This is a genomic window from Streptosporangium amethystogenes subsp. fukuiense (assembly GCF_042665875.1).
GTDB lineage: Bacteria > Actinomycetota > Actinomycetes > Streptosporangiales > Streptosporangiaceae > Streptosporangium > Streptosporangium fukuiense.
In genome coordinates this window covers 4,233,638-4,259,761 of sequence record NZ_JBHTEE010000001.1, presented here as the reverse complement: position 1 = coordinate 4,259,761, position 26,124 = coordinate 4,233,638, and the positions used below count along the sequence as shown (strand labels likewise).

Below are 26,124 nucleotides of genomic sequence, written 5' to 3'. Positions count from 1 at the left end.
TGCCCGTCCGCGCGTTCCCCGCGGTCAGTGGGTGAGGCGCTCGGCGATCAGCGAGGCGCAGCGGTCGTCGAAGAGGATCGTGTAGTGGTTGCAGTCCTCGACCACCTCGTCCTTCAGCGAGGGCAGCCGCGCGGTCCAGGCGGCGGCGAGCTCGTCGGGCAACATGCCGACCGGCTGGTTCAGCAGTCCCCGGGGGGCACGCAGCAGCGACAGGGGGGAGGTGATCGCCGACAGCGCGGCACCGATCGCCTCGTCCTCGGTGAGCATCCACCGGCCGTCCTCGCGGACCGGCTCCTGCCGTGCCCGCGAGCGCACCGCGCCCTCCGGTCCCGAGGCGTCGTAGCGGACGTACTCCTCCGCCTCCTCGGTCCACGCGTCGACGAAGGCCGGGTGGGCCTTGAAGAAGTCCACGTACGCTTCGACGCTCGGGAAGGTCTGCTCCAGCCGGGCGACGGCGGGCCCGAGTATGGCCTCGATGACCGCGTCGGGGTCCGCTCCGGGAGGCATCGGCAGCGGGAGGCCGCCGTCGACCAGCACGACCCTGGCGTAGTCGTGGCCCGCCGCGGCGAGCGCGGTGACGTAGGCGCCCATCGAGTGGCCGGTGAGCACGATGTCGGACTCCGCGCCCACGGACCGGGCGACGAGGTTCACGTCCTCGGCGTGCCTGGCCAGACCGTACGGGCCGGGGAGCCCGGCGCTGTGGCCCCGGCCGCGCAGGTCCATCGCGACCAGCGACCAGTCGGCGGGCAGCCTGCGGGCGACGCCGGTCCATGACATGAGCGAGGCGGTGATGCCGTGCACGGCCACGATCACGCGCGGCCCGGTTCCGAACCTGGCGACGCGCAGCGCGCCGCCGGGGACCTCGACATCACTCAGGACGGGATTCATCGGATACCTCCAGCGTGGAGACCCCCGCCTTCAGGCGGGGGAGGAAACGCGGCCCGGTGCCGCGTTTCCGGGTGGGTGGTGTAGCCGTAGCCGTCGGCTCGCTGGAGCAAGTGGACGTGGCGGTGGCCGATTCCCTGCACGGTGCCGTGCCGGGTGGTGATGTTGAAACTGCCGGTGGAGCGGACCGCGACCCGCCCGGTGTGAACTCCGGCCTTCTTGCCGGCCGGGACGGTCGCGCGGACCAGGTCGCCGGTGGCGAACCCCCTGACCTGCTTGGTCCGGGGTAGCCGCAGGCGGGGAAAGCCGTAGCGGTCGGGGCGGGTGCGGGCGTAGGCGCCGCGACCGGTCGCCTTGACCACCAGGACCGCCGATGGCCAGGCGGTGACGTCCCCCAGCGGGCCGACGTGCAGCGCGTCCAACGTGTGGGACTTGGCGGCACCGGTGCGAGAGCGGTTCCACTTCGTGCGGCCACCGGAGGCGGTGTGAACCGACAGGCCGGTCGCCTCCAAGGCCCGCCACAGCGCCCACCGGGTGGCGTTGACCGCCGCCGCGTCGCGCAGCGGAGCCTTCGCCTGCTTGAGGATCCTCGCCAGCAGGGCGGGCTTGTCCTTGAGGAACTCCTGCACGGGGGTGGCGTTCTTGGTCTGGTTGCAGCCGATGCAGGCCAGGGTGAGGTTGCTGATCCGATCCGAGCCGCCCCGGCTGAGGGGGTGGATGTGGTCGAGGTTGAGCGGTACGCCGCTCGCGCCGCAGTAGGCGCAGGTGCGCTCCCATTTGGCCAGCAGGTATTCGCGGACCTCGTACCCGGCCAGGGTGCCCTGCTGGTACTTCACCCCTTCGAGCGGCCGCCCGGCAGACAGGGCGTGGGTGTCGAAGGAGACCCTCTCCACGTGAACGGCTGTGACGGGCGCCCACCGGGTCAACCGCGCCACCCACGACATGGTGGTCTCGACGCGGTGTCGCAGGGACGGTGCGAGCCACCCTGGCGGTTTGGTGCGGTTGAGGAACCGGGGTGCGCGGTGGCGCAGGTTGCGTGACCGTCTCCCCCGCCGGTACGCGGCCCGCGAGGCGAGCTTGTCGCGGATCGCCGCGCCTCGGTGGTCGAGCTGGATCGCATACCGTCCGGCCCGGCTTCCGTCGTGGCCGGTGAACACGGCCAGGCCGGTGTGTTTGGAACCGGGATCGATACCGATCGCGACGCCGTTCACCACGCAGTCGGCGGCCGACCGGTCTTTGAGGCGGATGACGAACGGAGTGTGGCGCACCACCACCGCCCGCCCGGCCGCCAGCAGGCGGCGGGCACGGGCAGGGTGGCAGGGGTCAAGCGGGTGGCCGCGCCTGTCGAGGACGAACACGGCCGGATGAACCTCACGGTTCGCTCCCTCAGGCGCCGAGGCGCCCTCGGGGTGACGCCGGTCCGGCGGTGCGGCCGAACCGATCTCCCCTCGCCCAGGTTCCATGCCGGTGCCCGGCGTCGCCGGGAGTCCGTGAGCCGTTTCGTGCCCACCCCCGGGCGTGTCTGCTCCCACGGATTCCAGAGCGGCAGGCTGAGGAAGCACCCGCCGGTGGGTCTGCTCACCTACATGAAACGTAGCCATCTGGATCACACCTCCAGTTCGTGACGGCTAGGGCTGGTCAACGCGGGGCTTGTAAAGCGCATCGCTGCGCATCAAGCCCCCTCCTTCAGGAGGGGGTCGTTGACCGGCTCTCCTCAAGTACGGATACCTCTGCCTTCCGGCGAAGGGGAGAAGGCGGCCCGGTGCCGCGTGCCTCGGCAATGTATCCGGTGGCGGCCACGGCCAGGTCACCGGGAGGACGGCGGCGGGTGCCTCCGCTCAAGGATCCCGGTCTCCTGCGTCCACTCCCGCGCTGGGCTTATCCCCATTTCAGCCCATAATTGCCGTATGAGAATTACCGTCATCGAGCACGAGGCGGACGCGGGCCTCGGGTTCCTCGCCGATTGGCTGTCCGGAGCCGGGGTCGCCTGCGAGATCGTCCGGCCCTACCTGGGTGAGGCCGTGCCCGAGCGGGCCGCCGACGGGCTGATCGTCCTCGGCGGCGAGGCGGCGGCCTGGGAGGACGAGCAGTATCCCTGGCTGCCCGCCACCCGAGACCTGATCCGCGGCTGTGTCGAGGCGGGCGTGCCCACCCTGGGGATCTGCCTGGGCGCCCAGCTCATGACGCTCGCCTGCGGCGGCGCCGTCGAGCGCGGAGAGCACGGGCTGGAGGTCGGCGCGACCGAGGTCGTCCCGCTGCCGGCCGCCGGGGCGGACCCGCTGTTCACCGGTCTCGCCCCCTCCCCCGCCGTCCAGTACCACCGCGACGCGATCACGCGGCTCCCCGCGGGCGCGGTGCCGCTGGCCACCGGCGACCCCTACCCCAACCAGGCGTACCGGCTGGGGGAGAACGCCTGGGCGGTGCAGTTCCACCCCGAGGCCACCCCGGAGATCTTCGCCGGCTGGACGGCCGGCTCGGCCGACCGGCTGACCGACCTGGGTCACCCGGTCGAGGAGCTCAACGCGCAGGTGAAGGAGGCCGGAGAGCGGCTCGTCGCCGCCTGGAAGCCGCTCGCCGAGCGTTTCGCCACCGCCGTCCAAACCGCGTGACCGAGCGATTACGTTCCGAATCCGCTAACGACGGCGCACAGTTTCGGGATTAACCTGTGCGGCGACGCTCCGAATGCCCAAGGTGCGCGCCGAGGCCGACGCGACCGCGAGGGGCGTGCACCTTTGATCGCTCGGGGTAAGGATTGAGGAAGGGCACCCGTGCCTGTGATCGAGGACCATGGAGGGTCGGTGGAGACCGTGCCCCGGATGCAGACGACCGCCGGGCGTCTGGCCAGGCTCGGCTTCGCCGACGGGGCCAGGGCCGAGCGGCTGCTCGACGAATTGGGGCCGGAGGCCTTCGGAGACATCGACCTGCTGACCTCGCTGGTCGCCGCGGCCGATCCCGACCTGGCGCTCACCTCGCTGAACCGGCTGGCCGAGCAGGACCCCAGCGTTCTTGGAGCGCTCCGAGCGGATTCCGGGCTGCGAGACCGGTTGCTCGGCGTCTTCGGCGTCAGTGCCGCGCTCGGCGACCATGTCGTCAGGCACCCGGAGCACTGGCGACTGCTCGGCGGGGCGTCGGCGATGGGGCGCCCGGGCGAGGGGGAGCTCCGCGCGGAGCTGCTGCTCGCGGTCGGCGCCGAGCCCGACGACCCCGAGCCGAGGGCCGCGGACGCCTCCACCGACACCCTCTCGGCGCTGCGCGTCGCCTACCGGGGCCGCCTGCTCCACCTCGCCGCGCGCGACGTCACCGGGGCCGTCTCGCTGTCGGAGGTGACCGCCGAGCTGTCCGACCTGGCCGGGGCCGCGCTGGAGGCGGGGCTCGCCGTCGCCAGGTCGGAGCACCCGGAGGCGGGGGCGGTGCGGCTGGCCGTCATCGGCATGGGCAAGTGCGGGGCACGCGAGCTCAACTACATCAGCGACGTCGACGTCGTCTTCGTGGCCGAGCCGAGAGAGGGTGCCGACGACTCCCTCGACGAGCACGGGGCCATCAAGCTCGCCACCCGGCTGGCCCAGGGCGTGATGCGCGCCTGTTCGACCAGCACCCCGGAGGGGGCGCTGTGGGAGGTCGACGCGGCGCTGCGCCCCGAGGGCAAGGCCGGGCCGCTGGTCCGCACCCTCGCCAGCCACCTGGCCTACTACCGGCGCTGGGCCAAGACGTGGGAGTTCCAGGCACTGCTGAAGGCGCGACCGGTCGCGGGTGACACCGAACTCGGCGAGCAGTACGTCGCCGCGGTGAACGAGATGGTCTGGCAGGCCGCCACCCGGGACAGGTTCGTCGAGGACGTGCAGGCCATGCGCCGCCGGGTGGAGGACCACGTCCGCGGTGGCGAGGCGGAGCGCCAGCTCAAGCTCGGGCCGGGCGGGCTGCGCGACATCGAGTTCGCGGTGCAGCTGCTCCAGCTCGTCCACGGCCGTCTCGACCCGCTGCTGCGCCGCCGTGCCACGCTTCCCGCGCTCGCCGCCCTCTCCCGCGGCGGCTACGTGGGCAGGGACGACGCCAAGGCCCTCGCCGAGGCGTACACCTTCCTGCGCCAGGTCGAGCACCTCATCCAGCTGCACCGGCTCCGCCGCACACATGTGGTGCCCGAGGGAAACGCCGACCTGCGCCGCCTCGGCAGGAGCCTGGGCATGACCGCCGACCCGGTGGGAGAGTTCACCACCAGGTGGCGGCGGCACGCCATGGAGGCACGACGCCTGCACGAGAAGCTGTTCTACCGGCCGCTGCTGCAGGCGGTGGCCCGGCTGCCCGAGTCCGAGGACCGGCTCTCCACCGCCGCGGCCAAGGCCCGCCTGGAGGCGCTCGGCTACAAGGACCCGGCCGGGGCGCTGCGCCACATCAGCGCGCTGACCACGGGGGTCTCCCGTCGTGCCGCGATCCAGCGCACCCTCCTTCCGGTCATGCTCGGCTGGTTCGCCGACGCCCCCGACCCCGACGCCGGCCTGCTCGGCTTCCGCCAGGTCTCCGACAAGCTCGGCTCCACCCCGTGGTACCTGCGACTGCTGCGCGACGAGACCGCGGTGGCCTCGCAGCTGGCCCGGATGCTCGGTACCAGCCGTTACGTGACGGGGCTGCTGATGAACGCACCGGAGTCGGTCGCGATGCTCGGCTCGGACACCGAGCTGGCCCCCAGGCCCGCCGAGGCGCTGCTGTCGGAGGCGCGGACCGTGGTCGCCCGTCATCCGGGGGACGCCGAGGGCGCGGTGGCCGCGGTCCGGGGGCTGCGCCGCAGGGAACTGCTCCGCACCGCCGTCGCCGACCTCTCCGGGCTCATCGACATCGAGGAGGTCGGCCGGACGCTGTCCGGGCTCAACGACGTGACGATCCAGGCCGCGCTCGACGCCGCGATCGACAAGGTCGAGATGGAACGCCGTACCCCGCTGGGCACCAGGTTCGCGGTGATCGCGATGGGCCGCCTGGGCGGGATCGAGTCCTCCTACGGCAGTGACGCCGACGTGATGTTCGTGCACTCGCCGCTGGAGGGGGTGGCCGAGCGCGAGGCCACCGAGACGGCGTTCGAGGTGGCCAACGAGTTGCGCCGGCTGCTGTCCCTGCCCGCCCCCGACCCGCCGCTGCTCATCGACCCCGGCCTGCGTCCCGAGGGTAAGGCCGGGCCACTGGTCCGCACCCTGGCCTCGTACGCCGCCTACTACGAGCGGTGGTCCTCGCCGTGGGAGTCGCAGGCGCTGCTGCGCGCCCGCTTCTCCGCCGGGGACGCCGAGCTCGGCGTCGGCCTGCTGCACCTGGCAGACCCGCTGCGCTATCCGCCGGAGGGCATCTCCGAGGCGGCGGTGGTGGAGATCCGCAGGCTCAAGGCCCGGATGGAGGCCGAACGCCTCCCGCGCGGCACCGATCCCGCCCTGCACACCAAGCTCGGCCCCGGCGGGCTGTCCGATGTGGAGTGGGTGGCCCAGCTCATCCAGCTCCGCCACGCCGGGCGCCTCCCGGCGTTGCGGACCACCCGCACTCTGGAGGCACTGAGCGCGGCGGTCGCCGAGGGGCTGCTCGCGGAGGCCGACGAGGCGGTGCTCGCCAAGGCATGGCGGTTCGCCTCGCGCATCCGCGACGCCATCGTCGCGGTCCGGGGCCGGGCCTCGGACACGGTCCCGGTGGACGCCCGCGAGCGCATGCTCATCGCCCGTGCCCTCGGCTACCCGCCCGACGGTACGGAGGACTTCGTGGACGACTACCGCCGCGCCACCCGCCGGGCCCGCCGGGTCGTGGAACGCGTCTTCTACGAGGGCTGACCGTTCTCGCGGCCGACAGGACCGGGGCCTGCTCCGGCCACGCGCGAGGAAGCGGCGACCCACCCGAAGCCCGCGCGGCGGGCGAGGGTCTCCGTTCCCCGGGGCGGAGTGAACGCCTGCCACCCGACCCGGACCGTCACGAAAACCGACCCGTTTTGGTGATCTCGTTGCGCCGCCGGATGAGGGCGTGTATCAACGGTCCGGGTGATCCTTTTGATATCGGTTTACATTGATCTGGCCATCGGCCTGATCCTGGCCTTCCTGCTCCTGTCGCTCCTGGTGAGCGGGATCAACGAGGCCATCGTCCGGTTGCTCGGGATCCGCAGCAAGTTCCTCTGGGCCTATCTCAGGGACACTCTGGACGGTTCAGAGGACGGCAGGTCGTGGATCCCGTCGAAGATAGCCGACGTCTTCGCGAAGCTGCCCTTCTCCGGTAACGATCCGCGCCCGGCGCACAGTCCCGATCCGGCGCCCGCCGTGGTCGAACCGATGCGGGTCGACTCCGCCACGGTCCTGGCCGCCGAGAACGCCGAGGAGAAGGTGTCGGAGGAGATCGCCGAGGGGATCGCTCCGGAGGGCACCGCGGGAAAGACCGCAGAGGAGACCGGACCCGATGAGGCGGGCGCCGGTGGGCCCGCGGCCGAGGACCGCGCGGAGCCGCCCACGCCCCCGGTCGACATGACCGCGCGGCTGTACGAGCGGCTCCAGGAGATCGACCACCCCAAGGGCACCCGCACCAGCATCGCGAACATCCCGCCCGAGCGGTTCTCCGGTGCCGTGATGGAACTGGTCGCCGCGGAGGAGGGTGGGATCGACGGCCTGCTCGCCAAGCTGGAGGCCATCCGCAGCCCGCTCGCGGGCCATCTCAAGGGCGTCTGGGAGGGTGCCCAGCGGGACGCGCAGAAGTTCCGGAAGGGCGTCGAGGACTGGTTCAACGGGGAGATGCAGCGCCTGTCCACCCTCTACGCCCGCTACGTCAGGTGGGTGGTGTTCGCGCTGGGTCTGGTGCTGACCCTGCTGTTCAGCATGGACGCGCTGGAGTACGGCAAGACCCTGCTGCGCGACAACGCCTACCGCGCCGGGGTGGCCGCCATCGCGGGCGGCGGTGGGGAGGGGTACGCCGAGTTGAAGGAGAAGTGCGCCGCCGCCGGTGCCGAGCTCGCCGAGCCGTACCGGTGCGTGACCGAGTCCCTTAGCTCCCCGGCGCTGGTCAAGATCTTCGACCACGCGATCGTGAGCGTCACGATCCCCCCCGACGGCTCCGACGATCCTTCCTTCCACTGGAACGGCGGAGCCTGGTGGGACCGGCTCGTCACCCCCGGCCACTGGCCGGGTTACCTGCTCACCATGGTGGCGCTGCTGTTCGGCGCCTCGTTCTGGTGGGACGTGCTGCGCCGCCTGACCGGCGTCCGGGGCAACCGTTCCTAGCCCCGGCGCGCCGCTGTTCGGTGCCCGGCGCGACCGCCCCTAGCGGAGCTCGGCCAGCAGCAGGTCGACCTGGGGGAGCGGGTCGGGTCCGAACGGGCGGACCACGACGGTGCGGGCACCCGCCTCCCACAGTGACCTGACCTGGTCGGCGGCCTCCTCGGCGGAACCCACCGCCATCACCACCTCGTCCGGGGCGATCTTCAGGAACTCGGCGGAACCCTCGGCCAGCGCGGTGACCGTCGCGGCGTCGCCGCCGACGTAGAGGTTGACGAAGACCACCAGCTCGTGATCGCCCCCGCCGGTCAGCGTGAGGGCCTCCTCGATCTTCCCGGCACCGACCCCCTCGGGCAGGATCGTGCCCTGCGCCACCCGTCCCGACAGCTCCAGCGAGCGGGGCCGCAGCACCCCGGCCAGCAGCGGCGGCACGACGGCGGGGGGATGCACCAGGCGCACCCCGTCGAGGCTCACGGCCCTGCCCTGGAGGGTGACCGTCTCACCGCGCAGCAGGTCCCGTACCGTGGTGATCGTCTCCTCCAGCAGCGCCAGCGGCGAGGGCGCGAGAGCGCCCACCTGGCGCATCCAGTCCTGGACGCCGTGCCCGATGCCCGCCGCGAGCCGGCCCGGGTGCAGCCGGGCCAGGTTGCCCAGCTCCATGGCCAGCAGGGCGGGGTTGCGCAGCGGCGCCGGGGTGATCCCGATGCCCACCCGCAGGCGCTCGGTGACGGCGAGCGCGGTGGCGGCCGACGAGATCGCCCCGGTCCAGCCGAGATCCTCCACCACCCAGACGTCGTCCACCTCGGCCGCGTCCAGATGGCGGCAGAAGGGGATGAGCGACTCGGGGGGAAGGTCGCGATCGAACATGACACCCAGACGCATGTCTCTCCTACGGTTGATGTCTTACCCGGTTCCTGCCGTGCGGTTCTCCTGGCGCCCCGTTCTCGGGGCGGCTCAGAGGGCCCCCGCGTAGCGGAAGTAGCCGGCGAGGTCGTCGAGGGCCGCGACGCGGTCGATCCGCACCTCGGTCCCGGTCCTCCGTGCATTGATCATCTTGCCCTGGCCGATGTAGACGCCGACATGATGGGTGCTGACCTTACGCTTGCCGATCTTGCCGTAGAAGACGAGGTCTCCCGGCCTGGCCATGGCGGCGGGGATCCTCTTGAGCCGCTTCACATGGTCGTCGGTGTTGCCGGGCCCCAGCACGTCGCGCCCGTAGGCGAGGTGGTAGACCCAGCGGGCGAGACCTGAGCAGTCCAGGCCGAGGGTCCGGGTGGCCGGGCAGGGCCGGATCGTCCCCGTGTAGCCCTGGCAGGTGCCCAGGGAGGGGCCCGGCCTCTCGCTGTGACCGCCGCCCCAGGAGTACGGGATCCCGCCGCCCCGCCAGCCGGGCTGGTGCCGTCCGGCCTCGATCGCGTACGCGATGGTGGTGATCCGGTTGAGGGCGGCCGGCAGGGTCGGCACCGAGGCGCTCAGTAGCAGGAGCATTCCCAGCAGCACGGCCGCCGCGGCCTGCCGCCGGTGCCCGAGAAGATCGCGAAGTCGGTGAGGGCCGGCCTCTGTCACGTCACCTCGCCTGATTTATCCGCATAAGTCACGACCAGTCTGCCCAAAAACCCGACCCAGCGCGTCTTATGAAGACTTCGGGGAGACTCCGCCCGGTCACCTTCACGGTCGACCCGCGACCGTACGAGTCCCGTCGGCTGCTCGCCGCCCGCAGGCTCCACGGGGCCACACGGCACCTACGTTGAGGGGTCGCTGCCCGCAGGACTATCCGTCGGTCAGGACACCGGGCCGCTGCCACCCGGGACGTCCCGCGGCCCTGGCCCGGCCCTCACCGGGCGTCCCCTCGCCTTGATGAGCTTTTGCGAGCGCGTGGAAAGCGCCCGGCATGCCGCGACCCGCGTGCCGGGCACGCGGGTCGCGGTGAAGCGGGCGACGCCGTTCGCCGCCTCCCTGGTGATCAGTTGCCGTCCCCGTCGTCGTCCGCACCGCCGTCGTCGTCCACCGCGGGCCCGGTCGTGTTGACCACGTCCGGGCCGTCGTCCCTGTCGTCGTCACCGTCGCCCCCGCAACCGCCGACCAGGCCGACGAGCGCCGCCGTCGCCGCGGCGGCCAGCGCCGCCTTCCGGGTGCTCTGAGCAAGCATGCGCAACCTCCAGGTAGTGATCTCCGACCGGGCCCGTTGCCGCCCGGCCCCACCCCCTCTGTCCCGTTCACCGGAGATCTAACGACAGGAGGGGGCCGTCCTTGAACGTGGGGACTGTGGAATACGCGGCCTTCCTTTTGCCCCGTCCGGGTCGACTAGCGCCTCCGCGCTCTGTCGGCCTCCGTGAGCGAGCCATGGGACACGTTCAGCCAATGGCGGAGTCGCCGGCCAGCAGGGACAACCCCAGGGGGGTCAACGCGTGGAGGACCGCGCTGCCCATCCGAGAGGTCGAGATCAGTCCGGCGTTACGCAGCACGGTGCTGTGCTCACTGGCGGACGCGCGGGAGATGGCGAGCTGGTCGGCCAGCTCGCTGGTCGTGGCCGGGCGTCGCAGCGTGGCCAGGACGGCCGCCCGGGTACGGCCGAGCAGGGGACCCAGCGCGTCCGTCGCGGTGGCCGGCCGATCTCCGGCATACATGGGGTACACCAGCACGGTGGAGTGGCGGGGCCGGTAGGCCAGCAGGGGGCCGGAGGCGAAGTACGACGGGATGAGCAGTAGCCCGCGCCCACACAGCTGAACATCGTATTCAACGTGGGTCTGAATATGCAGAACCGGTGGCTCCCAGCGAAAGCGATCGCCCAGCGTCGCGAGCAGAGCGTTGACCCCGCCGCGTAGCAGTGTCTCGGCGCGCAGACCCCGGTCCACGACGGCCGTGTCGCGTACCAGTGGCCACCAGGGGGCCAGTGAGGAGGAGAAGTAGCCATACAGGTCGTCGATGAGGGTCTGCCACGCAACCGCCTCGCCGCAGGCCAGCTCGCGCCTCCATGATCCGCTCACGGCCGACAGCGGCAGCCGGCCCAGATCGTCTGCGAGCTGCTCCGCGGGAGTCCGCCTGGCCAGCTCCACACCCATGGAAAAGTCACTGGCGTCCGGCTGGAAAAGGAAGTCCGGTATGAACCTGCCCTGGCGGGGGACCACGTCCAGCAGCACTCCAGCGCGTTTCGCCAGGCTGCCTTTCACCAATCGGCGCCATTGCTGGAGCTCGGGTCGTGAACAGCCCATGCCGGATGGCAGGCGGACGCTCAGGGCGGTCTCCAGCAGTGCGTTCGGGCTTGGCGCGAAGGTGATGTCAGCCAGGTCGGCGGCAGTGAAATGCAGGCGTGTCATGTCGGCTGATTCTTCTTGGAGCGGCCTTTCTGGAAAAGCCTTTCGGCCAGGGCCGAAACATGTGGTGGACCCGTTCGGGCCGTGACAGGCTTCTTCGCGGGTCGACCTCCTGGGCATTGGAGAATGCATTGAAGAACGCCATGGTGCAGATCTCGCCGTGCCGGTCATCGCGTCTCGACCATCGTGGCGCCGACAACGCCCTGGGATTTAGTCCAGGTGCCGAGGTGTCCCGGGGGCGGGAACTTCTCGGTGCCTGAGGAGGTACGAAGGGCCCGAGCGCTGGGGTGTTCCCGCCACCACCGACAGCGGTTACGCCTCCGTGTCGAAGTACGGAAATAAGGCAAGAGGGCTCAAAAAAAGTCACGCTGAGCCCGAAGTGTTCTGGTGCCGGCTGGGCGGCGCCATTCCCGTGAGGAGCAGAATGAAGAAGCTGGGAAAAGCGCTACAGATGGTCGCGGTCAGCGGGGTGCTGGCAGCCGGCGCACTGACCGGATCGGCGACGGCCGCACACGCGACTCCCTCCAACTGTCAGGGCATTTATACGTCGCACACCTACGAAGTGTTCTGCTATCAGGGAACGGGCGAGTTTCGAGCAGTGGTCAGGTGCTACAAGCTCGGTACCGAAAAGTACACGACCAGGTACGGAGAGTGGAAGAGGGCCGGCACCGCGAGGTCCGTGGCTACTTGCACGAGCACCGAAGATCCGGCGAGCGGTTATTGGCAGTTTCGATAAGGGCCGATGGCCGGCAGGTGGCAGCGGCCTGCTCGCCTGAAGTTCACACAGTCGCGACAGTGAGATGACAGTGGTCAACCGCTTGGCCGAGCCCATTCATGACAACCACGCGGAGCAGCCGGCGAGCTGACGACCGCGAAACCGCTGTCATCAACTCCCACCGGTGAAGAACGGCCCGGCACCGATTGTGGTGCCGGGCCGTTCTGTTCGGTCTCTGTTCGGTCGGGCGTCGCTCAGCAGCGACAGACAACGACAACGTTTTCCCAGCTCGGCGCCCGTTTCTGGGAAACCGCGCCGTCACACGTCGTAGATCCGATCCGCCATGATGACCGACCTGCGGCGATTTCCTAGAAGGCGTTCTGAGCTGGGCTCTTGGCGTTCACTGGTTCTCATCGTTTCGCGCTGCTTCTCGCGCCCATGTGCCCTGAGCGTGCCCGCCCCTCGTGAATCTGGGTGATCCCCGATGCCCCGCCTGCCCACCTGAGGAAACATGTCGACCAGGAGCCTGAGCAGGGGTTACGGTTGCGACTGGCTCTCGACGTTTCTCGCTGCTCTTGGCCATCCCATGGAACAGTGACGGAACAGGGCAGGAGGTTCCCTCATGGCAATGCCGAAGAAGGGTTCACGGCTGATCACCGTCGACGGCACTGGGTTCCGCTGGCGCATTCGTCGTAAGCCCACGTACTGCCAGGGGAACAGCTGGGGCCCAATGACGTTCGCGGTGGAACCGGCCGACGCGTCGGGTCGCGTACTCCTGGTGTCACTTCCCTGCTCCCGGCCGGACGCGTGGTTGGGAGAGCGAACGACCGCCGTACGGCCGGCGCTCGTGACGGCGACCATACGCATGGCGCTTGATCGCGGTTGGGATCCGCAGCGAACGGGCAACGCTTACAACCTCGAACTCACCGATGGTGACCTGACCGACTTGATGAACGGCCCGCCTGCGTACAGCGTCCCTTTCATGCGGAGATAACTTCCTCCACAACCACGTCACCTCGCCTGACTTGTTGATATAAGCCATGACAAGTTTGCCCAATAACCCGGTCCGGCGTGTCTCATGAAGGCTCCGAGGAGACTCTTCGGTCACCTTCGCGAACGACTCGCGGACCCGACCGCGCACCGCCCTGGACCGTACGAGGTCACCTGGCACCTACGCCGAGGAGTTCGACCTGTTGGCCGGGGCGCGCAGCCGTTGCGCATCACCTTCATGCACGCGACCGCGATGCCCCGGAGGCGTGGTCCGGGGCATCTTTCCCCGACCGGTCAGACGGCGCTCTCGCCGAGCCAGACCAGGTCGGAGCCCAGCCGGCGCGCGGCCCGGTGGGCGTTCGTCCACCGGCCGAACCCGTACCCGTTCCTGGTGACGGTCGCCGCCGTCCCGTCCGGCGGCGCCAGCCCGTACGCCACCACCTCCGGCGAACTGCGCCCGTCCCTCTCGTCGTCCTCGTCGAACTCCTGGACCAGGGCGAACATGCGCGGGAGAGCATCGGGCGGCATGCGCACTCTCCGGGCAACGCTCGCCGAAACTCTGACGTGACCTGTGTAGAGACTCGGGGAGGCGCCGTCTACACCGAAGTGGCAGAGGGTGTGGAGAACTTCGCGCAAGCGTACGATTCCCTACGTAGCACCGCGCTCACCCCGGATGAGTCCGCGACCGTCATCCGCTCCGCGATCGGTCGTGCCAAACTCGCGAAAGGGAGGAGTACGTGATGATCAGCCCCGAGGAACTGGCGGGCGTCGCCTGGCACATCAGCACCCGGAGCCCGGTCGGCAGGGGCGACGCCGCCCCTGCCGAGTGCGTGGACGAGACGGTCGTTCAGTAACCGCGAACCTCGGCCGCTTGGCGGATCTTCGCTCCGCCGTACTGACCGCGCGGGACGCATCCGGGACACGGGCAGGGGAACCTGCCGTGGGCGTTGGGCATGTATCTCCAGCCGGTCACCTGGTTCACGCCGCGAACGCGGTGGACCTCCTTGGCGGTGATCGCCCGTGGGATGAAGACCTCGTAACCCCGGGGGTCCTCGCACCCGGCGATCAGGGCCGCGGCCTCGGCACTGGGAAGCCGTTCGTGTCCCCCGGAGAAGTAACCCACGAACACCGGCTCGTCATCGGGCACCCGAAAGTCGACGGCCACCATCACGGTGCGTCGGCCACCGCGTTTCAGCTCGCGGGCCCACTGGTGAGTGAGCTGGTAGGAGGGGAGAATCGGCAGGCAGAAAACTCCCGGCAGGCCGTCATGGTTCCGGCTCCGCGCGCGGATACCGGCCCGCCGCACCGAACGGACCTTCTTGGCCGCGGTGAGATGGACGAAAAGGGTCATGAGCCGTGCCGTCCGGGGTGTGACATCCGGCCTGCCAAAGGCACCTCTTTCAGGAAGATCAACAAGAGCGTGGTCAGCAGCGTAACCCGGCAGGTGAATATGCCAAACAGCTTTTTCATCGCGAAGTGGGCCGCGGCTGTCGCTTCGCTTGGCCGAAGGCCACGCACTACTGCGTCGAGATCGACGCGGTGAACCGTGACCGTGGAGGCCGACTCCATATCGAGTACCACGACACGTGGTGATGTGAGTCGGACCGACCGCGTCGCCGAAGCCTGTGGGCACCCCGCCGCTCGCGGGTCCATGGCGAGTATGTTCCTGTGCCGACATGAGGGCCCTGGGTTCAGGGTACGGATTTTCGGGCCGTCAGGGGAGAAGCGCATCCTGTCCTTATAGAGCTTTGTGATCTCCGCGGTTTGATCTGCTCGCCTAATGCTCATTGATGTCGACAACAGCGCCTCCGCTGGAGGGGTCGCCTAAGCCTGCCTAATCCCGGAATAATTAATGTGATCTATATCATAGTTTGAACTGATATGTCCTGCCAGCTGCGTTCATGCCGGAACGCTGTTGAGTATTCCTGTCCCCGCCAAGATTGCCCCTATCGCCATCTATGCCGCCACCGGCTATTCGGCTATACAAGGGATGATCTTCTTTACGTGGAACTTACGGCGACCAACGAGGCCTACATGTCTTTACGCCGGGGGGACCTATCGCGGCAGGATTGGTGACGCATGATGTTTTCGCGTGCGCGGGTTAGGGCAACTGGCGTGATGGGGCGCAGCGGTTTTGGTTTGGCCCCAAAAGGGGCGGGGCGCTGGTCGGCTCGAACAGCATTGGTGGTTTTGGTCGCGCTGATCCCGAGTCTCGTTCAGCTGACGATCCAGCCTGTGATGGCGGACCCCGTTCCGGCGCATTTGGACATCCCTTCGTCGCCGTCCTCCGGCTCCTCTAGTAGTGGCCCGGTTCAGCTCTCTGGAACTGCCCGAAACCTTCCTCACCTGGTCGAACCCGAAGCCACGCAGTCCAAGCTCGACACCGCCACCGGGAAGGCCGGCAAGCGGCCCAAGGTCGCGTTACCGCTGGACCAGCCCCATGAGTTGGCCGATCCGGATATTGCCGGCTTGAGAACACCACCACCGCTTCGTACGGAGACATCGGAATCCGGCTCGCAACAGGCCGTGCGTCCCGCCGAACGAACACCGGTTGTCACCCCGGCGCTCCGCCCGGCGAGAACGGGGAGCGACTCGCAGAGGTCGCGTTCCGTCAGCCTGACCGCCGCCGAACCCGTCGTGTCCCTGCCGGCAGCCGGCCCGGGCACCTCTGGCACGGGCATGATGATCCTGTCGTCACCGAAGCCGTGGTTCGAGGCCAGGGTGATCGACCCTGACGGGCGCAACGTGGGGCTGAGCATCGAAGTCGAGCACGACCCGTCCGTTCCCGCACAGGGCACCGGCCAAATCTGGACGTACATCGGAGGGACGGGCAGCGCATCGGGCTCGACCATCCGGTACACGATCGACTCAGGGAAGCTTCAGGACGGCTGGACGATTCGCTGGCGGGCGCGCGGTCTGACCTCCAGTTCGACCGGCGCATGGTCGGTGTGGCAGACAGCCAAGCTGGATGTCAGCAAGCCCGCCGTGTCCCTGCTGGCATCAGGCCCAGGCACCGCCATCTCCGGAACGATGATCCTTTCGTCGCCCAGGCCGTGGTTCGAGGCCAAGGTTACCGACCCCGACGGGCGCAACGTGGGGCTGAGCATCGAGGTCGAGCACGACCCGTCCGTTCCCGCACAGGGCACCGGCCAAATCTGGGCCTACACCGGAGGAGCGGGCGACCCGAACGGTTCCACGGTGCGGTTCACCGCCTCGTACGGTGTTCTAAAGGATGGCTGGCTGATCCGCTGGCGGGCGCGCGGCATCACCCCCACCGAGAGCTCCCAAACCTTGTACGGCCCCTGGTCCGGCTGGCAGACAGCCAAGCTGGACATCAGCAAACCGGCCGTGTCGGACCTGGCGGCCGGGCCCGGCGCCTCGGGCGACGGTCAGTCGATGCTGTCGTCCTTGACCCCGTGGTTCGAGGCCAGGGTGATCGACCCTGACGGGCGTAATGTGGGTATGAGCGTCGAGGTCGAGCACGACCCGTCGGCCGCCGGCCAGGGCAATGGCCGCATCTGGTCTTTCACCGGTGGCTCCGCCGATCCCTCAGGATCGTACGTCTCTTACAACATGCCCTCCGGACGGCTGAAGGATGGCTGGCTGATCCGCTGGCGGGTCCGCGGCATCACCCCGACCGAGACCAGCGACACCCTTTACGGCCCGTGGTCGGGCTGGCAGGCCGCCCGGGTGGACATCAGCAAGCCTGCTGCGTCGAACCTGGCTTCCGGACCGGGTACGACGGTGTCGGGACTGACGGTGCTGAGCACGTTGACGCCCTGGCTGGAGGCGAAGATCTCCGATCCCGACGGGCGTAATGTGGGTATGAGCGTGGAGATCGAGCATGATCCGTCGGTCCCATCGCAGGGCAGCGGCAAGATCTGGAGCTCCACGGGCGGCGCGGGCAACGCGAACGGATCCGTGGTGAGCTTCACTGTGAGCTCGGGCGTGCTGAAAGATGGCTGGCTGATCCGCTGGCGGGCGCGCGGCATCACCCCCACCGAGAGCTCCCAAACCTTGTACGGTCCGTGGTCGGGCTGGCAGACCGCCAGGTTGGACATCACCAAACCCGCCGTATCCGCGCTGTCGGCCACGCCCGGCGTATCCGGGACAACCTTGTCCACGCTGACCTCGCTGACGCCGTCCTTCGGCGCGACCGTCAGCGACGCCGCAGGACGCAATGTCGGCCTGTCGGTCGAGGTCGAGCACGATCCCTCCGTCCTGTCGCAGGGCAGCGGCAGGATCTGGAGCTACACGGGCGGCGCGGGTAACCCGTCCGGCTCGGCCATCGGCTTCACCATCGACTCAGGGAAGCTTCAGGACGGCTGGCTGATCCGCTGGCGGGCGCGCGGCATCACCCCCACCGAGAGCTCCCAAACCTTGTACGGTCCGTGGTCGGGCTGGCAGACCGCCAGGTTGGACATCACCAAACCCGCCGTATCCGCGCTGTCGGCCACGCCCGGCGTATCCGGGACAACCTTGTCCACGCTGACCTCGCTGACGCCGTCCTTCGGCGCGACCGTCAGCGACGCCGCAGGACGCAATGTCGGCCTGTCGGTCGAGGTCGAGCACGATCCCTCCGTCCTGTCGCAGGGCAGCGGCAGGATCTGGAGCTACACGGGCGGCGCGGGTAACCCGTCCGGCTCGGCCATCGGCTTCACCATCGACTCGGGCAAGCTCCGTGACGGCTGGCTGATCCGCTGGCGGGCGCGCGGCATCACCCCGACCGAGAGCTCCCAGACGCTGTACGGGCCCTGGTCGGTGTGGCAGACCGCCAGAATCCAGGTGAACAATCCCGCAGGCAGCGGGCTCGGCGCGGTCCCCGCCACCCAGGGGACGGGCCTGTGGACGTTCTCCTCGCTCACGCCCTGGCTCTACTCGAAGATCACGAGCCCGAACGGTGCCGCGGCGTACCTGGGTGCCGAGGTCGAACACGATCCGTCAACCCCTGATCAGGGCGCGGGTCTGATCTGGTCGGGCCAAGGCACGACCGCGTACGCGTCCGGGTCCAACGTGTGGGTGCAGGTGCCTTCGGGCAAGCTCACGGACGGCTGGCGAATCCGCTGGCGCGTGCGCGGCGTACCGACGTCCGGCATGGCCGGCGCCTGGTCGGACTGGCAATCGGCCGTGGTGGCGCTCACTCAGCCGAGCGTGGCCGGCGCCGGCATGACCCCCGGCACCTCCGGCGCCGCCGGCTGGACGATCTCCTCTCTCACCCCGTGGGTGTTCGGCAAGGTCACCTCGTCCGAGGGGCGCGCCTCCTATCTCGGCGTCGAGATCGAGCACGACCCGTCGGCCTCCGCCCAGGGAACCGGGCTGATCTGGGCCGGGCAGAGCACCACCTCCTACGCGTCCGACGCCAATGCCTGGCTCCAGGTCCCTTCGGGCAAGCTCACGGACGGCTGGCAGATCCGCTGGCGCTCGCGGGGCGTGACCACCACCGGCGTCAAGGGTCCCTGGTCGGACTGGCAGGCGGCACGGGTGAACCTGAACGTCCCGTCCGTGGAAGGGCTCGGCATGGCCCCGGCCAGGCGCGGCACCGCGTCGTGGTCGGCCACCACCCTGACACCCTCCCTGTACGCCAAGGTCACCGACCCCGACAACCGCGCCTCCCAGCTCGCCGTCGAAATAGAGCACGACCCGGCCGTCCCCGAGCAGGGCACCGGCCAGATCTACGCCGGCAAGTCCACCACCTCCTATCCCTCCGGCAGTAACGCCTGGATGGCCGTCCCGACGGGCAAGCTGCAGGACGGCTGGCTCTTCCGGTGGCGTGTGCGCGCCGTCACCACGACTGGAGTGAACGGCCCCTGGTCGGGGTGGCAGTCGGGTGTCGTGACGGCGCTGCCGTTCATCAGCTTCGCACCCGAGCACAACAGCCAGGCCGGGAGCCTGGAGCCGACGCTGTCGGCGCACGCCCAGTCCGCGAACGAGAACCCCGTCACCTACTGGTTCCAGCTCTGCGCGGGCACGCCGTCGAACTGGACGTGGTGCGAGAGCACCCCCACCTGGGAGAAGTCGGGAACCTGGTCGCTGTCCAACTCCAGCGTCTCCGGCGCGCACAAGTTGGCCTGGGGGCAGACCTACTGGTGGCAGGCCAAGGCAACCAGCGGCACCATGACCGTGACCTCGTCGTGGCGGGCCTTCACTCCCACGCCCGAGCAGGGCACGATCAACTCCTCCCTCGGCGAGGGCACCAACGGACGGGCCTTCAACCACTCTTCCGGAAACTTCACCCACACCGAGACGGACGTGGCGGTGGCCGTGACCGGGCCACCGCTGTCGGTGATGCGCACGTACAACAGCCTCGATCCCCGCACCGGCGAGGCGTTCGGTGCGGGCTGGTCGACCCGTTGGGACATGCGGATCGAGCCCGAACCACAGACGTCCACCTTGCTGGTGACTTATCCGGGCGGCGAGCAGCTACGCTTCGCCGCCAAGGGCGACGGCACGTACGCCTCGCCGTCGGGCACATACGCCACCCTGGCGAGCTTGCCCGAGGGCGGCTGGCGGCTGATGGACAAGTCGGCCACCTCGTACTGGTTCGATGCGAGTGGCCGCCTCACCAAGGTCGCCGACCACCGTAACCGCACCCAGGAGCTGATCTACGGCGCGGACGGCAAGCTGGCCAAGGCCACGGGCACCGGCGGCAGGTCGCTGACATTCACCTGGACAGGCGACCACGTGACCGGCGTGTCCACCGACCCCGTCAACGGCGCGCCCCTGACCTGGACCTACACCTACGACGGCGACAAGCTGGTGAAGGTCTGCCCGCCCAACACCGGAACCGCCTGCTCGGTCTACTCCTACGGGGACGCCTCCCGCTACCGCAGCGCCGTCCTGGACTCGGGTCCCGAGGGCTACTGGCGGCTCAACGAGACGGCCACCGCCACCGGAACCAAGATCGTCAACTCTTCCCCGGTCCTCGGCTCGGAGGAGGCCAAGCTCACCGGCACCACGGCCGACGCCACCAGCGTCCCCGGCGCGCTCACCGGCTCGCCGGACACCGCGCTGCGCTTCAAGAGCACCGCGGGCTCCACGTACGTCGCGCTCCCGCAGGCGACGATCAGTGGCCAGGGTGGCCACCTCGCGGTGGAGGCGTGGTTCAGGACCACCGGCTCCGGCACGATCATCGGCTACCAGAACTCGGCGGCCAACACCCCCACGGCCTTCACCCCCGGCCTGTACATCGGCACGGACGGTAAGCTGCGCGGCCAGTTCTACACGGGTACCCCCGCACCGATCACCTCGTCCGGCCCGGTCAACGACGGGAACTGGCACCACGTGGTGCTCTCCGGCGCCCACGACTCCCAGACCCTCTACCTGGACGGTCAGGCCGTCGGCACACTGGCCGGAAAGATCACCCACGTCGGCCAGTGGGAGACGCGGATCGGAGCGGGCTTCGGCTCGTCGGCCTGGCCCGCCACCACGAGCTCCACCGCGGCTTTCCCGTTCGCCGGTGACATCGACGAGGTCGCCGTGTACGGCAAGCCGCTCGGCGCGCAGGTCGTCAGAACCCACTACGCGGCCCGCCAGCCGCAACCGCAGCTGACCAAGGCCGTCGCGCCCTCAGGCCGGACGGAGGCGGAGAACGTCTACGCCGCCGACGGCGGACGCCTGACCCAGCACACGGACGTCAACGGCGGAGCGTGGAAGCTGTCGGCGCCGGTCCACGCGAAGGAGACCACCGTCTACACCTCGGCCACGACCACGGTGACCGACCCGCACGGCGGGACGCTGACGTACGTGGACGACGTCTCGCGCGGCGGCCGGCAGGTCTCCATGGCCGACCAGCTCGGCCAGACCAGCCGCTATACCTACGACGTCGGCGGGTACCCCGCCAAGATCTTCGACCCGAACGGCAACGTCACCGAAGTGGCGTTCAACGCCCGCGGCAACCTGGTGTCCAAGAAGACGTGCCGGACGGCGGACAACTGCTCCAGCGAGTACTTCAACCACTACCTCAACATCGACAACCCGTTCGACCCGCGCAACGACCTGAGGACCGGGCACCGGGACGCCCGCTCGGCGTCGGCGACCGATGAGACGTACATGACCTCGTGGTCGTACAACGCCTTCGGCGAGGAGACCAAGCACACCACGCCGCCCACATCGGACTTCCCGCAGGGCCGCTCGACGGCGAAGGTGTACACCGACGGCAGCGAGCCCGCCGTCGGCGGCGGCCTCACCCCGGCCGGTCTGGTGAAGTCCAGCAAGGACTTCAAGGGCAACGAGACCACGTACGCCTACACCGCCGCCGGCGACCTGGCGACGGAGACCAGTCCGACCGGCCTGGTCAGGAAGTACGAGCACGACGCGCTCGGCCGGCTGGTCACGCAGACCGAGATCTCGGAGGCGTTCCCCGACGGCGTCAAGACGACGATCACCTATGACGGGCTGGGCAAGGTCACCTCCCGCACGGGCACCGGTGTCAAGAACGACGTCACCGGGGTGACGCACACCTCGCAGTGGACCGGCACCTACGACGCGGACGGTCTGCCACTGACCGAGTCGGTGGCCGACCTGACCGGCGGCGACGCCACGCGCACCACCACCTACACCTACGACGACTACGGTCGGGTGGAGACCATCACAGGTCCGGAAGGCGGCGTGCAGCGGTTCGGGTACGACCACAAGGGCCAGAAGACCGGCTTCACCGACGAGCGCGGCACGACGTACCACTACGGCTACACCGCCCGCGGCGAGCCGGCCACGACCACGCTCAAGGGCTGGACCGGCAGCCCGGTCAACCCGCAGCCGGCCGCTGATGTGGTCATGAGCTCCATGGCCTACGACCCGGCGGGGCGGCTGGCCTCGCAGACCGACGCGATGGGGCGTACCACCGCCTACACCTACTTCACCGACAACCTCCCGGCCGAGAAGATCGCCAAGGGCGCCCGGCTGAACGGCTCGACCACGCCCAGGGACGTGGTGCTGGAGTCCAGGCTTTACGACGCCGCGGGCAACCCCACCCGGCAGATCACCGGCAACGGCACACTGCGGGTGGATGCCACCTACGACGCCGCCCGGCGCCTCGTCACCCAGACCGTGGATCCCGGCACGCTGAACCGCGTCACCACCGCCGCGTATGACGCCAACGACAACATGGTCAAGGTCAGCCAGAGTGTGGGGGGCACCGGCCGCACCGAGATCACCGAGTACGCCTACGACGCCGCGGACAAGCCGATCCGCCAGACCGTGCGCAACGACGGGCAGGACCTGGTCACGACCTTCACCATGGACGACCGCGGCCTGGTCACCGAGGTGACCGACCCGCGAGGCAACGCCTCGGGCGCCGACCCGGCAGCGTTCACCACCTCCGTGACCTACGACGCGGCCGGCCTGCCCACCCGGATCCAACTGCCGCCGGTCACGGTGGAACGCGCGGGCGCCCCGACGTCCACCCTGCGCCCGACCACCAAGCTGGGCTACAACACCTTCGGAGACAGGACGCGCCAGGTCGACGCCGAGGGTCGTACCACCACCTCCACGCTGGACCGGGCCGGGCGGATCGTCGAGCAGATCTTCCCCGCCTACACGCCGCCCGGCGGGCAGCCGATCACGCCCAAGGCGAGTGCCGGGTACGACGCCGCGGGCCAGCTGATCAGCTCCACGGACCGGAGTGGCCAGACCACCACCGCCGTCTACGACGCGCTCGGCCGCAAGGTGCGGGCCACCGCGCCCAGGGCGGGCGCCGCACCGGCCGCGGTCTGGATCTACGACTACGACCTGCTGGGCGAGGCTCTGGGGACCATAGACCCCACCGGGGCTCGCTCGGAGTCCACCTATGACGACCTCGGCCGTCAGATCACCCTGACCACTATCGAGCGGAAGCCGTCTCAGGCGGTCTACGTCACCAGGATGGAGTACGACGACGCCAACCGGGTGGTCAAGACCATCCGGCCGACCGGCGACGCGAGCACGCGCGCGTACGACGCCACCGGAGCGCTCACCGCGCAGACCGACGCGCTGGGCAACACCACCACCTTCGCCTACGACCTGGCCGGGCGGCCCGTCAAGACGACCAACCCGCTGGGCCTGTCCACCACGGCCACCTACGACCTGGCCAACAGGAAGACCGAGACACGAGAACTGGACGCCGACGGCGCGACGCTGCGTACCAGGACGTTCGGCTACGACCTGGCCGGCAACCTGATCAGCCAGACGTCGCCGGAGGGCCACACCGTCAACCAGGTGTTCGACGCCGCGAACCGGCTGATCGAAGTGCGGGAGCCGGTCTCGGCCACCGAGAGGATCACCAGCACCTTCGGCTACAGCGCCACCGGCGGTCAGACCCGCTCCACCGACGGACGAGGGAACGCCACCTACACCACCTATAACAGCCTCGGACTGATCGAGTCGGTCATCGAGCCCAGCACCGCCGCGCACCCGAACCCGGCCGACCGGACCTGGACGACCGGCTACGACGCCGCGGGCAACCCGGTGACCAGCCTCATCCCCGGCGGCGTTCGCGTCGACCGCGTCTTCGACGAGCTGAGCCGGCTGACCAAGGAGTCGGGCATCGGCGCCGAGGTGGCCACCGAGGACAAGACCTTCGGCTACGACCTGGCCGGCAGGGTCGTCAGCGCGAACGACCTGAGCTTCACGCTGAACGACCGCGGCCTGCTGCTGAAGACCACCGGCACGGGCGGCGACGTGAACGCTTATGCCTACGACGCCAACAGCCGGCTCACCCAGCGTGTCGACATCACCGGCACGACCGCGTTCACCTGGGATGACGCCGACCGGCTCACCCAGTCGGCGGACCCGGTCAGTGCCACCGTGATCGACTACGGCTATGACAAGGCCTCCCGCCTGACCTCCATGACCTACGGCGCGGCGGGCGCGCGCCGGGGCTACACCTATGACGCGCTCAACCGGCTGACCAAGGACCGGCTCACCACCTCATCGGGCGGCGCCATCGCCTCCATCGAGTACGGCTATGACCTTGACGACAACCTGACCTCCAAGACGACCTCGGGCACCGCGGGCGCGGGGCAGAACACCTACACCTACGACTGGTCCAACCGGCTGACCTCCTGGACCGCCCCCGACAACAAGAAGACCGACTATGCGTGGGACGCCGCGGGCAACCGGATCAAGGCCGGAGACAAGACGTTCGCCTACGACGAACGCAACCGCCTGACCTCGGGCGACGGCCACACCTACACCTACACCGCACGCGGCACGCTCAAGGAGGACGCCAAGGGCATCGTCCACATCACCAAGTTCGACGCCTTCGACCGCCTCATCAACGACGACACCGTCACCTACGACTACGACGCACTCGACCGGATCCAGAGCCGCACCCAGGGCGGGCAGACAGCCCACCACGTCTACGACGGCCTGACCGACAACCTCGTGGCCGTCACCGACGCCGCCAACGTAAAGAAGGCGAGCTTCGGCCGCGACGCGCTGGGCCGCACGCTCGGCATCAGCGATGGCGGCAGCAGCGCCCAACTGGCCTTCTCCGACCTGCGGGGAGATCTGGTCGGCGCCTTCACCGCGGACGGGACGGCGCTGGTGGACTCGGTGGCCTACGACCCGTTCGGCGAGGTGATCACCCGTACCGGGGCCACGCACACGCTCGGCTACCAGGGTGGCTACACCGATCCCAGCAGCGGCAAGGTCAACATGGCGGCCCGCTGGTACCAGCCGAGCACGGGCAGCTTCGTCTCCCGTGACACCCTCACCCAGAACCCCGACCCCAGCGTGCAGCTCAACCGCTACGCCTACGCCAATGACAACCCGCTCACCAACATCGATCCCGACGGCCACAAGGCCAAGAAGGCCACAAAGGTAGCGGTGAAGGCGACGAAGACGACGATGAAGACGACGAAGTCGTCATCCGGCACTTCGGTAAACAGCGCCAAGTGTCCCAAGGGCGCCAAGAAGGGCAAGGGGGCGATCTGCAACGACGCAGCCGGCGAGTACAGGGACTGCAGGAAGGAAAAAAACAGCACGGGAATCTGCCAGGGTATGAAGAACGACTACGTCAGTTGTCGCGGTGAGAAGCGGGCCGGGAACTACAAGGGCAATCACGGCGTCTGCTCTGAGTTCGCGAACGATTACGTTACATGCCGCACGGGAAGCGACTACTACAGCGGGCAGAGTCATGGTGTCTGCAGCGGCGCGGGCAGGGAGGTTCGCCGCTGCCAATACGGAGAAATCGATAACGATAAGGCAGGGTACGGCCAGTCGACCGGATCCTGCAGAAACGTGCGATTCGACTATTACTCGTGCCGCGCGGACAAGAGAGGCGACGATCCGGGATGCAGCACCTTCTCCGAGGTCAGCTACAAATGCGCGCTGCACAAAAACGTCCAGTGCAACGACCTGGAGGGTAAGTTCCTCTCGTGCTACAAGGGAGGTAGAGGAGGCTCGGCGAACGAATGCGCCTTCGGCGTGAACATGCTGGTCCATTGCCGCGACAGCGCGAACAGGAAGGTCTTCGAGGACAAGAACACCTGTAACAACACCTGGAAGACCTTCTTCAAGGAATGCCAGGGATCGAACGGACTCGACGGCACGGTCTGCACCAAGGGCGAGAGTTGGCAGGACGTGTCATACGCGATCTGCGAGAAGCGCAAGCACGGCCACATGTGCGTGACCTACATCAGCCCGCAGGACGGACTGAAGATCGACAAGGGCGGCAGTCTGCCTCTCGTGTTCGTGACCGCCGGGCTCGACATCTGCGCGGCTGTTCTGGGCCCGACCAAGCCGGTGGTCGCCGGGGGCTGTGGCGTCGCGAAAGCGGTGATCGACATCATCAACGGCATCATCGATGAGATCGAACAGAGCGCGATCAGCACCGCGCTCGACGGAAGCACCGCACACGGTGAGGGTGGAGGCATTCAGATGATCACTTGGACCTATGACTGCCCGGTCAGCACCGCGACCCGCCAGTACGGCCCCAAGGACTGCGGCCCGCAGCACGAGCGCGTCATCCGAAAAGAATACGCACCATTGTGAGCCGGATGGTTTGGAGACCGAAGTGAATGAC

Annotated in this window: 14 protein-coding genes; 5 read left to right on the top strand and 9 right to left on the bottom strand. The window is 69.0% G+C overall.

Annotation, left to right across the window (positions count from 1 at the left end):
* Positions 1 to 24 precede the first annotated feature (24 nt).
* Positions 25 to 888: an alpha/beta fold hydrolase gene (locus tag ACFQVD_RS17975; RefSeq protein WP_343963918.1), complete on the bottom strand. Its 864-nt coding sequence runs from the start codon at positions 886 to 888 to the stop codon at positions 25 to 27.
* The gene (gene iscB, locus ACFQVD_RS17970; protein ID WP_343963916.1) at positions 885 to 2,243 is read right to left on the bottom strand and encodes an RNA-guided endonuclease IscB; all 1,359 of its coding nucleotides are present in this window, start codon (positions 2,241 to 2,243) and stop codon (positions 885 to 887) included. Before iscB ends, ACFQVD_RS17975 begins: the two co-directional genes overlap by 4 nt.
* A gap of 549 nt (positions 2,244 to 2,792) precedes the next feature.
* Between iscB and ACFQVD_RS17965 the strand changes: the two genes are divergently transcribed.
* The 3 genes from ACFQVD_RS17965 (at position 2,793) to ACFQVD_RS17955 (ending at position 8,111) form a co-directional block, all read left to right on the top strand.
* Positions 2,793 to 3,494, top strand: coding sequence for a type 1 glutamine amidotransferase (locus tag ACFQVD_RS17965; protein WP_343963914.1), 702 nt, complete (start codon positions 2,793 to 2,795; stop codon positions 3,492 to 3,494).
* 207 nt (positions 3,495 to 3,701) lie between these two features.
* On the top strand, positions 3,702 to 6,683 hold the full coding sequence (locus ACFQVD_RS17960) for a bifunctional [glutamine synthetase] adenylyltransferase/[glutamine synthetase]-adenylyl-L-tyrosine phosphorylase (RefSeq protein ID WP_343964134.1): 2,982 nt from the start codon (positions 3,702 to 3,704) through the stop codon (positions 6,681 to 6,683).
* Between the two features lie 204 nt (positions 6,684 to 6,887).
* Positions 6,888 to 8,111 (top strand): hypothetical protein, encoded by a 1,224-nt coding sequence (locus ACFQVD_RS17955; protein ID WP_343963912.1) that lies wholly within the window; start codon positions 6,888 to 6,890, stop codon positions 8,109 to 8,111.
* A gap of 39 nt (positions 8,112 to 8,150) precedes the next feature.
* On the opposite strand, the gene ACFQVD_RS17950 is transcribed toward ACFQVD_RS17955, so the two are convergent.
* The 5 genes from ACFQVD_RS17950 to ACFQVD_RS17930 form a co-directional block, all read right to left on the bottom strand.
* Positions 8,151 to 8,987, bottom strand: coding sequence for an LLM class flavin-dependent oxidoreductase (locus ACFQVD_RS17950; RefSeq protein WP_343963910.1), 837 nt, complete (start codon positions 8,985 to 8,987; stop codon positions 8,151 to 8,153).
* Positions 8,988 to 9,059: 72 nt separating this feature from the next.
* Positions 9,060 to 9,671, bottom strand: coding sequence for a C40 family peptidase (locus tag ACFQVD_RS17945; RefSeq protein ID WP_343963908.1), 612 nt, complete (start codon positions 9,669 to 9,671; stop codon positions 9,060 to 9,062).
* A 397-nt stretch (positions 9,672 to 10,068) separates the two neighbouring features.
* Entirely contained in the window at positions 10,069 to 10,254 is a 186-nt protein-coding gene (locus ACFQVD_RS17940) for a hypothetical protein (RefSeq protein ID WP_343963906.1), read from the bottom strand.
* 205 nt (positions 10,255 to 10,459) lie between these two features.
* Complete coding sequence (locus tag ACFQVD_RS17935) at positions 10,460 to 11,422, bottom strand: ArsR/SmtB family transcription factor (protein WP_343963904.1); 963 nt, start codon at positions 11,420 to 11,422, stop codon at positions 10,460 to 10,462.
* A 1,996-nt stretch (positions 11,423 to 13,418) separates the two neighbouring features.
* The gene (locus tag ACFQVD_RS17930) at positions 13,419 to 13,652 is read right to left on the bottom strand and encodes a hypothetical protein (RefSeq protein WP_343963902.1); all 234 of its coding nucleotides are present in this window, start codon (positions 13,650 to 13,652) and stop codon (positions 13,419 to 13,421) included.
* A gap of 36 nt (positions 13,653 to 13,688) precedes the next feature.
* On the opposite strand from ACFQVD_RS17930, the gene ACFQVD_RS17925 reads away from it, so the two are divergent.
* Positions 13,689 to 13,865, top strand: coding sequence for a Scr1 family TA system antitoxin-like transcriptional regulator (locus tag ACFQVD_RS17925; protein WP_386271574.1), 177 nt, complete (start codon positions 13,689 to 13,691; stop codon positions 13,863 to 13,865).
* Between the two features lie 106 nt (positions 13,866 to 13,971).
* Here ACFQVD_RS17925 and ACFQVD_RS17920 read toward each other — a convergent pair whose 3' ends face one another.
* The gene (locus ACFQVD_RS17920) at positions 13,972 to 14,475 is read right to left on the bottom strand and encodes a hypothetical protein (RefSeq protein WP_343963900.1); all 504 of its coding nucleotides are present in this window, start codon (positions 14,473 to 14,475) and stop codon (positions 13,972 to 13,974) included.
* Positions 14,472 to 14,693, bottom strand: a complete 222-nt coding sequence (locus ACFQVD_RS17915; protein ID WP_343963898.1) for a hypothetical protein — start codon at positions 14,691 to 14,693, stop codon at positions 14,472 to 14,474. Before ACFQVD_RS17915 ends, ACFQVD_RS17920 begins: the two co-directional genes overlap by 4 nt.
* A 1,110-nt stretch (positions 14,694 to 15,803) precedes the next feature.
* Here ACFQVD_RS17915 and ACFQVD_RS17910 point away from each other — a divergent pair.
* Positions 15,804 to 26,093, top strand: a complete 10,290-nt coding sequence (locus ACFQVD_RS17910; RefSeq protein WP_386271571.1) for an RHS repeat-associated core domain-containing protein — start codon at positions 15,804 to 15,806, stop codon at positions 26,091 to 26,093.
* Positions 26,094 to 26,124: the final 31 nt, after the last annotated feature.

What these genes read in the sequence shown, in the direction of transcription:
- ACFQVD_RS17930 (WP_343963902.1), bottom strand. Translation starts at nt 13,652, where the DNA reads ATGCCGCCCGATGCTCTCCCGCGCATGTTCGCCCTGGTCCAGGAGTTC.
- ACFQVD_RS17960 (WP_343964134.1), top strand. Translation starts at nt 3,702, where the DNA reads ATGCAGACGACCGCCGGGCGTCTGGCCAGGCTCGGCTTCGCCGACGGG.
- ACFQVD_RS17935 (WP_343963904.1), bottom strand. Translation starts at nt 11,422, where the DNA reads ATGACACGCCTGCATTTCACTGCCGCCGACCTGGCTGACATCACCTTC.
- ACFQVD_RS17920 (WP_343963900.1), bottom strand. Translation starts at nt 14,475, where the DNA reads ATGACCCTTTTCGTCCATCTCACCGCGGCCAAGAAGGTCCGTTCGGTG.
- ACFQVD_RS17940 (WP_343963906.1), bottom strand. Translation starts at nt 10,254, where the DNA reads ATGCTTGCTCAGAGCACCCGGAAGGCGGCGCTGGCCGCCGCGGCGACG.
- ACFQVD_RS17950 (WP_343963910.1), bottom strand. Translation starts at nt 8,987, where the DNA reads ATGCGTCTGGGTGTCATGTTCGATCGCGACCTTCCCCCCGAGTCGCTC.
- ACFQVD_RS17965 (WP_343963914.1), top strand. Translation starts at nt 2,793, where the DNA reads ATGAGAATTACCGTCATCGAGCACGAGGCGGACGCGGGCCTCGGGTTC.
- ACFQVD_RS17975 (WP_343963918.1), bottom strand. Translation starts at nt 888, where the DNA reads ATGAATCCCGTCCTGAGTGATGTCGAGGTCCCCGGCGGCGCGCTGCGC.
- ACFQVD_RS17910 (WP_386271571.1), top strand. Translation starts at nt 15,804, where the DNA reads ATGATGATCCTGTCGTCACCGAAGCCGTGGTTCGAGGCCAGGGTGATC.
- ACFQVD_RS17915 (WP_343963898.1), bottom strand. Translation starts at nt 14,693, where the DNA reads ATGGAGTCGGCCTCCACGGTCACGGTTCACCGCGTCGATCTCGACGCA.